This window comes from Kitasatospora sp. NPDC001175 (assembly GCF_053598215.1).
On sequence record NZ_JBSFJU010000022.1, the window covers coordinates 116,213 to 123,718 of the forward strand.

Consider the following 7,506-nt stretch of genomic DNA (forward strand, 5'->3'; position numbering starts at 1 on the left):
GGTGCAGTTCAATGAGATGAAGCAGATTCCAGGCCAAACCAAAGCACAACCTCATCAGGCTCGCCCCTCTCGAAGGGAAGCTTACCTAGGGCAACGAAATCACTAACCTGGGGCCAAATCACGGAAATCATCCCTGAGCTACATTGATGGAGCCCTCTTTCATCGGGCCGTTGACCTTCATAGTGCACCCCAGCTGCAAGAAACTCCCTAGCTAGATTCACCTGCCTCGAGGAATCCCCGATAGACAATCGCCACCAACGTTGCGTATGCGCGAACCTCTCGCGCAACCACCAGATCACTGCCCGAATATTCCGTACACAAAGCGTCGGCTCGAGCAATGACATCGTCGAGTTCCGCTAGGACGTCCGCACCCGACGGCCTAAACACACCGGTCCTCATGAAGGCGTTGACCACCGAGGCGTGCTCATCAGCCTCACCAAGATCGGCGCGAATCACTCTCAACTCCCGCGTTGATCCAATTGGCGGATACGGAACGCGGCGCCAGAGGGTATAAGCATCCGCAAGGCTCAATTCCATAAACCCTCGCAACCTTCAGCCACCGCTTCATGGGTGGTACGTAACGACTTTGCCATCCAGCGACGTGATCAGCAGCTCGCCTGTATTTGGATTTACATACTTGAATCCCTTCAGGCCGTCGTCAGCAAATCCGATATCCGTGAGACTCTTATTCCAGCCCACCGCCCCGCCACGTTGCGACAGACGCTGAGCCAGCGCCGAGGCCGCCTCGAGATACTGCTGCTGCGTCATACCAGCCGGCTTTCCCCACCTATTGTAATGATCCAAGAACTGCTCCCCAGCCGAACCATAGGTCGCAGGATGAAAGGATTTATTGACGTCCTCGACGGGGACCGACAGACACGGCAGCCCGCCAGAATTATGAACCAGTACCGGCGTGTCGCCCGCGAGCACATAGTACGTGTGGACGGAGTTGATGGTCAGGTTGTATGCGGGCTGGAGAGTTTTCCAGTGCCGGGTGGCCGTGATCTGTGCTGCTTGGCCGGTCGCTGTCCGTGCGGCATCGCCGGTCGTGAGATCGGCCGCGTAACGCCAGGCGTGCTGGTTTTCGGACCAGAAGGGGTGATGATCGGTCGAAGTGATCGTGCTGGTTGTACCGTCCGGCGACTTGATGGTGAGGTCGGTGAAGTCGCGGTCGTCAGGCGTGTAGATGGTGGCGTCCACTCGGCGGGCGTCCGTCGCGCCGGAGACGGGGTCGGTGGCCCGGACTTGATCCCCAGTGTGGATCTGCTCGATCGGGAGGGCCGATCCGTCCGCCATCAGGACACGGGTTCCTGCGGGGAAGCTGTTCCGCTGGCAGGCCGCCAGCAGGTCATCAAGGGCATGGAGACGTGTCCCGTCGATTACACCTTCGACGCCTTCCTCGATCTTCTCAACGGCCTTGAGCCTGCCGACCGGGAGGACCGTCATGGCGGCTGCGGCGCATTTGCCGAGGGTGGGGTTGGTGATGCAGTCCTTGATGTCGTTGAGGCCGGTGACTTCCCAGACGATGGCGGTCAGGGTCGGGTCGGGTGGTGTGGTGTCGATGACGAAGTTGCCGCCCGAGCCCAGCACGCAGGGCAGGAGGCCCGCTGTCTCGTGGTTGGGGCTGGGGATGCAGCGCTTCGGCTGCTTCTCCTTTGCCTTGCGTTCCGCTTCGGCCTTGCGCTGCTCCTCGGCCTTGCGCCGGGCCTCGGCCTCCTCAGCCTGGCGCTTGGTCAGCGTGATCTGCCAGGCCTGGGAGGCGGCATCGTCGGCCTCACGGGCGCTTTTTCCTGCCGCGAGAGCGGACGCGCGGGCGTCGGCCGCCGAGTCGCTGGCCTTTGCGGCGGAGGTGCGCGCGTAGTCCGCAGAGAACGCCGCCTGGGCGGCGGATTCGGCGGCGGCGTCCGCGTCGCGGTCCGCGGCATCGGCCGCGTTGCGAGCGGTGACGGCCGACTTCGCGGCCTGCGCTGCGGAGTTCTCCGCGCTGGTGGCCGCGACGTCCGCGTCATGGGCGTAGCCCTGGGCCTGCTGGGCGGACTTGGCGGCTTCGGCTGCTGCCTGCTGGGCCTGGTCGGCGGCCTTGTTGGCGTCGGCGGCGGCCTTGGCGGCGATCCAGCTGTTCTGCCGGGCCTTGGCCGCGACCCCGGAGGCCTCGGCGATCAGGCGCTGCATCTGGGCGATGTGGTTGTCGGCGAGGTTGTCCTTGCGGGCTGCCATGTACTGGCCGACCTTGACGAAGTCGTGCAGCTGGTCCGCCGGGCCGGTCAGGGCGATCTTGGCTGCGGCCTTCATTTCGGGCCCGCCGTCGTTGAACAGCTTCGAGGCGATGACCCGCTCGTCGTCGTTCAGCGCCGAGTACTGGCCGTTGTTGATGAACGCGACCAGCGCCTTGGGATCCTTGGTGGCCAGGGCGGCCTTGGAAGCGTCCTTGATGCCAGGTCCACCAGCGTTGTTGATCTGGGAGACGCGCACCCGCAGGTCGACGTCCGCCACTTGGTACTGGCCGGTGGTGTAGAAGTCGGAGACCTGCTGGTCGCTGCCCTTGAGCGCGGTCGCGGCGGCGGTGCGCACGCTCTCGTAGGGGCTCTGGGTGCTGAGCTCGAAGACCTTCTGGCGGATCTCCTGCTGCCCGGCCTTGGCCCAGCCCGTGCGCAGGTACTCCAGCACGTCGTCGTCGGTGCCGGACAGGGCCCGGGCAGCCGCGTCCTGGCTGAAGGGGCCTCGCTCCTTCAGCGCCTTCAGGGCGAGCTGGCGGCCCTTCGCCGCCACAGCCTTGGAGTCGGCGCCGAGCTTGGATGCCTCTGCGGCCAGCGCCACCGCGGTGTCGTCCAGCCCCCTGGCCTCGCTGAGACCCGCGGCGGCAACGGAGGTGAACTTGTCGGCTTGGGCCTTCTGGGACCTGGCGCGCTCGATCGCGGCGGCGGTGCGGGTGGTGAGGTCCTCCGCCTCGCTCCTGCGGGCGATGTCGAACACCTTCTTGGCGGTCGCGACCGCGGCATCCGCCGCATCCGCGGCCTTCTTCGCCGCATCCGCCTGCTGGGTGGACTTGGCAGCCTGGTCCGCCGCCTCACCGGCGTGCTTGGCCGCCTCCTCCGCAGCGTCCGCGGCAGCATTCGCGTGCGCGGCAGCCGAGTTGGCCGCATCACGCGCCTCGTACGCCGCATCCGCCGACTCATCCGCCAGCGCCTGCGCGGCGTTCGCCGCGCGGTCGGCCTCCCTGGCGTGCCGACGCGTCTCCGCCGCCGCGGTCGCCGCCTCATCCGAATGAACCCCGGCCTCATTCGCCGAAGCATTCGCCTCATCCGCGGCATCCGCCGCAGCGTTCGCGTTGGCAGTCGCACTCAAGGAGGCCCGCGCCGCAGCCTTGGCAGCCCGGGAGGCATCACCGGCCGCCCCCGCTGCCAACGCCGACTTCTTCGCCTGCTCCGCCGCCGAACGCGCATCCGCCGCGGCGTTCTTCGCTTCCTCCGCCTTACCCGCGTCACCACCCGCGGCAACCGCAGCGCTGTACGCCCGGTCAGCGGCGTCCGCCGCAGCCGCGGCAGCACTCGCCGTCTGTGCGGCAGCCAACGCGGCAACCCGCGCCGACCGGTTCGCCGCGTTCGCCGCACCGATGGCTTCCTGCGACGCCTCGGCGGCAGCCCGCGCGGCATCCGCCGCCTGCCCGGCCTTGACCGCAGCCCGCTCGGAGTCGTTCTTGGCCGCCGCGGTCTCCCTGGCCGCGGTCTGCGCCGCCTCCTTCGCCAACTCGGAGGCCGCAACAGCCCGGTCGGATGCCTCCTTCGCCGCATCCGTCGCAGCCTGAGCCTGCACACCGGCCTGCTCCGCCTGTTCGGTGAGCTGCTGGATGGTGGCGTGTTCCTGGTCGCGGTTGCGGGCCGTGAACTGCCCCACTTCCAGGAACTCGGTGATGTCGTCGGGGCTGCCCTTCAGGGCGACCTTGCCGGCCGCCCTGACGGCCGGGCCGCCGAAGTTGATGATCTTCGAGACCAACACCCGGTCGTCGATCTCACGCGCGTCGTACTGACCCGCCTTGAGGAACCGGGCGACGTCCTCGGGCGTGCCCTTCAGGGCCGCCTTCCCCGCCTCCTTGACCCCGGGGCCACCGAAGTTGATGACCCGTGAGGCCTCGACACGCTGGTCCTCCTGCAGCGGAGCCTTCCAGCCGTCCTTCAGGAAGGCGCGCAGGTCCTCCGGGGAACCCTTGAGGGCCTTCTTCGCGGCCTCACGCACCGCAGGACCACCCACGTTGAAAACGCGGCTGGCATCGACGCGGTCATCGTCGTTCTGGATACTGTCCTTGTCGGCGAGGAACTTCTTGACGTCCTCGTCCGTGCCCACGAGGGCCTTCTCAGCCGCTTCCTTGATACCGGCGCCGCCGGTCGTCCACAACTGGACGATCCGACCGCGATTGAACATCGCGTTGAAGTCGTCATCCGCCGCGTCGGCCGCGGTCGCCGGAGTGGCACGGAGCAGGCCGGCCGCGAGCGTGACGGGCAGCACGACGGCACACGCACCGCGCACCCCCGCTATCCAGCCCCCGCCAGGCTTCGCTGTCCTGGTACCGCCTGGCGCTCCCGGAGAGCGCAGAGGCCATTTCACAAGCCATTCCCTTCATCATGCTGGTGGTGTGCGTCACAGCAGGCGGTGGAGTCAGGAACTCCCGCATTGCCGAACCCCGCAAACCGGCCCCCGCCGAAAGGGGGGTGTCACAGTCGGGGCATCCATGCAACGTGCACGAACGCTGTGGAGCAGAACTGAGATACCGTCATATGTGCAGAGTCAGTAGCGATCTGACGCATCGGCTGCTGATACCTTACTCAGGTTTTATTCAGGAGATTCACAGTAAGCACCCTGATGCCGCCCCATGCCCCCGGAGAAGGACCCATGTCGATACCCCGTGCCCGAAAGGCCCTCATGGCGAGCGTCGCCGCCGTTCTGACCGCGTGCACCGGGCTTGCGACCCTCACGGCCGCCCACGCCGCCCCCCGGGCCTCCACTGCCAGCGCCAGCGCTACAGCGGCCGACGACGCCATGCCCTTCGCCATCGAGGACTTCGCCTACCCCGGAGCGGCGAAGATCCTCCAGGAGCAGAAGATCACCCTCAAGCAGGGCGACGGCCACATCATGCTGACCGACTGCAAGTCCGCACACGACATCACAATCGAGGTCCGCTCCGCCCAGAAGGAGGTCTGCTTCGCGGTCAGCGGCAAGCAGGGCTACGTCACCCTGGAGCTGCCCGACGCCTACGGCATGTGGACCGAGGACCACCCCGTCCGCGCCAAGATCACAGCCGACGGCAAGGAGACTCTCGTCGACGCCCCCAAGAACGACTACAAGACCTTCGGCGAAGCAGGCGACGACGGCAAGAGGTCCGTCCTCCTCGAACTCCGCATCACCGGCTGACACACCGCGGATCGAATCTCCCTAATCGGTCCGCCAGGCCGTTCGCACCAGTAACCGACACGATGGCGGAGACCGGGTTGGCAGCAGCATCGGCACCTATCACCGCCGAAGGCACAACGCTGCCCCACAGAGGATCGAGAGACATCCGATGTGCCCAGTCCCGACGCCTGCCTTCTCTTGCACACCTGATTCAGATGATTCCGAGGACCTACCGTATGTCTCTTCCCGGCTCACGACCGGCATGGAGGACCGGGCTGTTCACCGCTGCCGTAACAGCCGGCACTCTGATCGCGGCCACCGCAGGTAGCCCAGCCGTCGCCGTCTCCGGCGATCCCGCTGCCGACAGCTCCTACGCCTTCACCACCAAGCTCGACATCGGCGGCAAGCGAGCCTGCAGCGGCGCCCTCGTCGCCCCCCAGTGGGTGATCACCGCCGCCAGCTGCTTCATCGACGACCCGCGACAGGGCACCACGGTGTCGGCCGGCAAGCCGAAGGATGCGACCACCGTCACCATCGGCAGCCAGGTCCGCGACGCCGTCGAGCTGGTTCCCCGCACCGATCGCGACCTGGTGATGGTGCGCCTGGTCGACCCCGTCACCGCCATCACACCGCTGGCGGTCTCCGCGAAGGCACCCTCCGCGGGCGAGGAGCTGACGGTGGCGGGCTTCGGACGAACCAGGACCGAGTGGATACCCGACAAGCTCCACACCGCCACCTTCACCGCCGGCGCGGTCAAGGCCACCACCGTCGACCTGGCCGCCAAGTCGGCGGGCGCTGCGATCTGCAAGGGCGACACCGGTGGCCCAGCCTGGCGAACGGACAACGGCAAGCCCGCCCTCGTAGCGGTCAACAGCCGTTCCTGGCAGGGAGGTTGCCTCGGTGAGAGCGAGACTCGCACCGGCGCCCAGGACGTGCGCGTGGACGACATCGGCGACTGGATCCGGGAAGTCGGAAATCGTGGCTACCCGGTGCTGGACGCCAATGGCCGGGCCAACTTCTCCGAAACGGCAGCCGCGGACTTCAACAAGGACGGCAAGGCCGACCTCGTCGCACGCGACAGCACCGGATCCCTCTTCCTGTGGAAGCACGACAGCGGTGATGCCTTGAAGTGGCCGTCGTTCCTTTCCAGCGGGTGGAACTACACCCAGACCACGGCAGCCGACTTCACCGGCGACGGCAAGGCCGACCTCGTAGCCCGCGACGGCAACGGCGACCTCTACCTGTGGGCCGGCGACGGCAACGGCGGCTTCGGCCGACCCGTCAAGCTCACCGGCGGGTGGAACTACACCCAGACCACGGCAGCCGACTTCACCGGCGACGGCAAGGCCGACCTCGTAGCCCGCGACGGCAACGGCGACCTCTACCTGTGGGCCGGCGACGGCAACGGCGGCTTCGGCCGACCCGTCAAGCTCACCGGCGGGTGGAACTACACCCAGACCACGGCAGCCGACTTCACCGGCGACGGCAAGGCCGACCTCGTAGCCCGCGACGACAACGGCGACCTCTACCTGTGGGCCGGCGACGGCAACGGCGGCTTCGGCCGACCCGTCAAGCTCACCGGCGGCTGGTAACCCTCCGCACTCGATTGCCGCCCAACACCGGCAGTGATCGAAGCTCTGGTGAATGCTGTCCACGGACATCACTCACCATCCCCACGCCAGGGACGCCTGTCGGCGCCCGCCGTCTCGATGGGCCCGGTTCTGCCCAGGGTGTGTTGCCCACGGACAACACACCCTGGGTCCAAGGAACGTGTGCACGCCATACCTCCGTCGGCGTGCACGCACCACCACTACCCAGAAACCTGAGTTTCTGGAGCCCTGTACCCGGCCGCTGGCCAGCGACAGCAGGCCGAGCTGCAGGACCAGGACGTCGCCGAGCGGCCACATGGCGCGGTAGCAGTTACACACGGCGCCGGGAGCAGGCACAGCGTCAGCACCAGTCATCCAGCCGCGGCGATTGTCCGCGCTCTTTGAAACGTGACCCCCTAACGGTCGGCGGATTCGCAGGCGGATTCGCATGATCGTCGCAACGCTGCTGGTGTTCATCCTGCCAGAGCGGCGCTGAACGCCTCGGCTGGCGTGCGCCAGCCCAGTGTTTTGC

At 67.1% G+C, this 7,506-nt stretch carries 4 protein-coding genes; 2 read left to right on the forward strand and 2 right to left on the reverse strand.

Going from position 1 to position 7,506, the window contains the following annotated elements; all coding sequences use genetic code 11:
* Positions 1–207: 207 nt before the first annotated feature.
* On the reverse strand, positions 208–537 hold the full coding sequence (locus tag ACWDAK_RS18405) for a hypothetical protein (RefSeq protein WP_427392986.1): 330 nt from the start codon (positions 535–537) through the stop codon (positions 208–210).
* Positions 538–564: 27 nt separating this feature from the next.
* On the reverse strand, positions 565–4,503 hold the full coding sequence (locus ACWDAK_RS18410) for a polymorphic toxin-type HINT domain-containing protein (RefSeq protein ID WP_427392985.1): 3,939 nt from the start codon (positions 4,501–4,503) through the stop codon (positions 565–567).
* A gap of 384 nt (positions 4,504–4,887) precedes the next feature.
* On the opposite strand from ACWDAK_RS18410, the gene ACWDAK_RS18415 reads away from it, so the two are divergent.
* Positions 4,888–5,406: a hypothetical protein gene (locus ACWDAK_RS18415; protein WP_427392984.1), complete on the forward strand. Its 519-nt coding sequence runs from the start codon at positions 4,888–4,890 to the stop codon at positions 5,404–5,406.
* 215 nt (positions 5,407–5,621) lie between these two features.
* Positions 5,622–6,977: an FG-GAP-like repeat-containing protein gene (locus ACWDAK_RS18420; RefSeq protein ID WP_449806481.1), complete on the forward strand. Its 1,356-nt coding sequence runs from the start codon at positions 5,622–5,624 to the stop codon at positions 6,975–6,977.
* Positions 6,978–7,506: the final 529 nt, after the last annotated feature.

What these genes read in the sequence shown, in the direction of transcription:
- ACWDAK_RS18405 (WP_427392986.1), bottom strand. Translation starts at nt 537, where the DNA reads ATGGAATTGAGCCTTGCGGATGCTTATACCCTCTGGCGCCGCGTTCCG.
- ACWDAK_RS18415 (WP_427392984.1), top strand. Translation starts at nt 4,888, where the DNA reads ATGTCGATACCCCGTGCCCGAAAGGCCCTCATGGCGAGCGTCGCCGCC.
- ACWDAK_RS18420 (WP_449806481.1), top strand. Translation starts at nt 5,622, where the DNA reads ATGTCTCTTCCCGGCTCACGACCGGCATGGAGGACCGGGCTGTTCACC.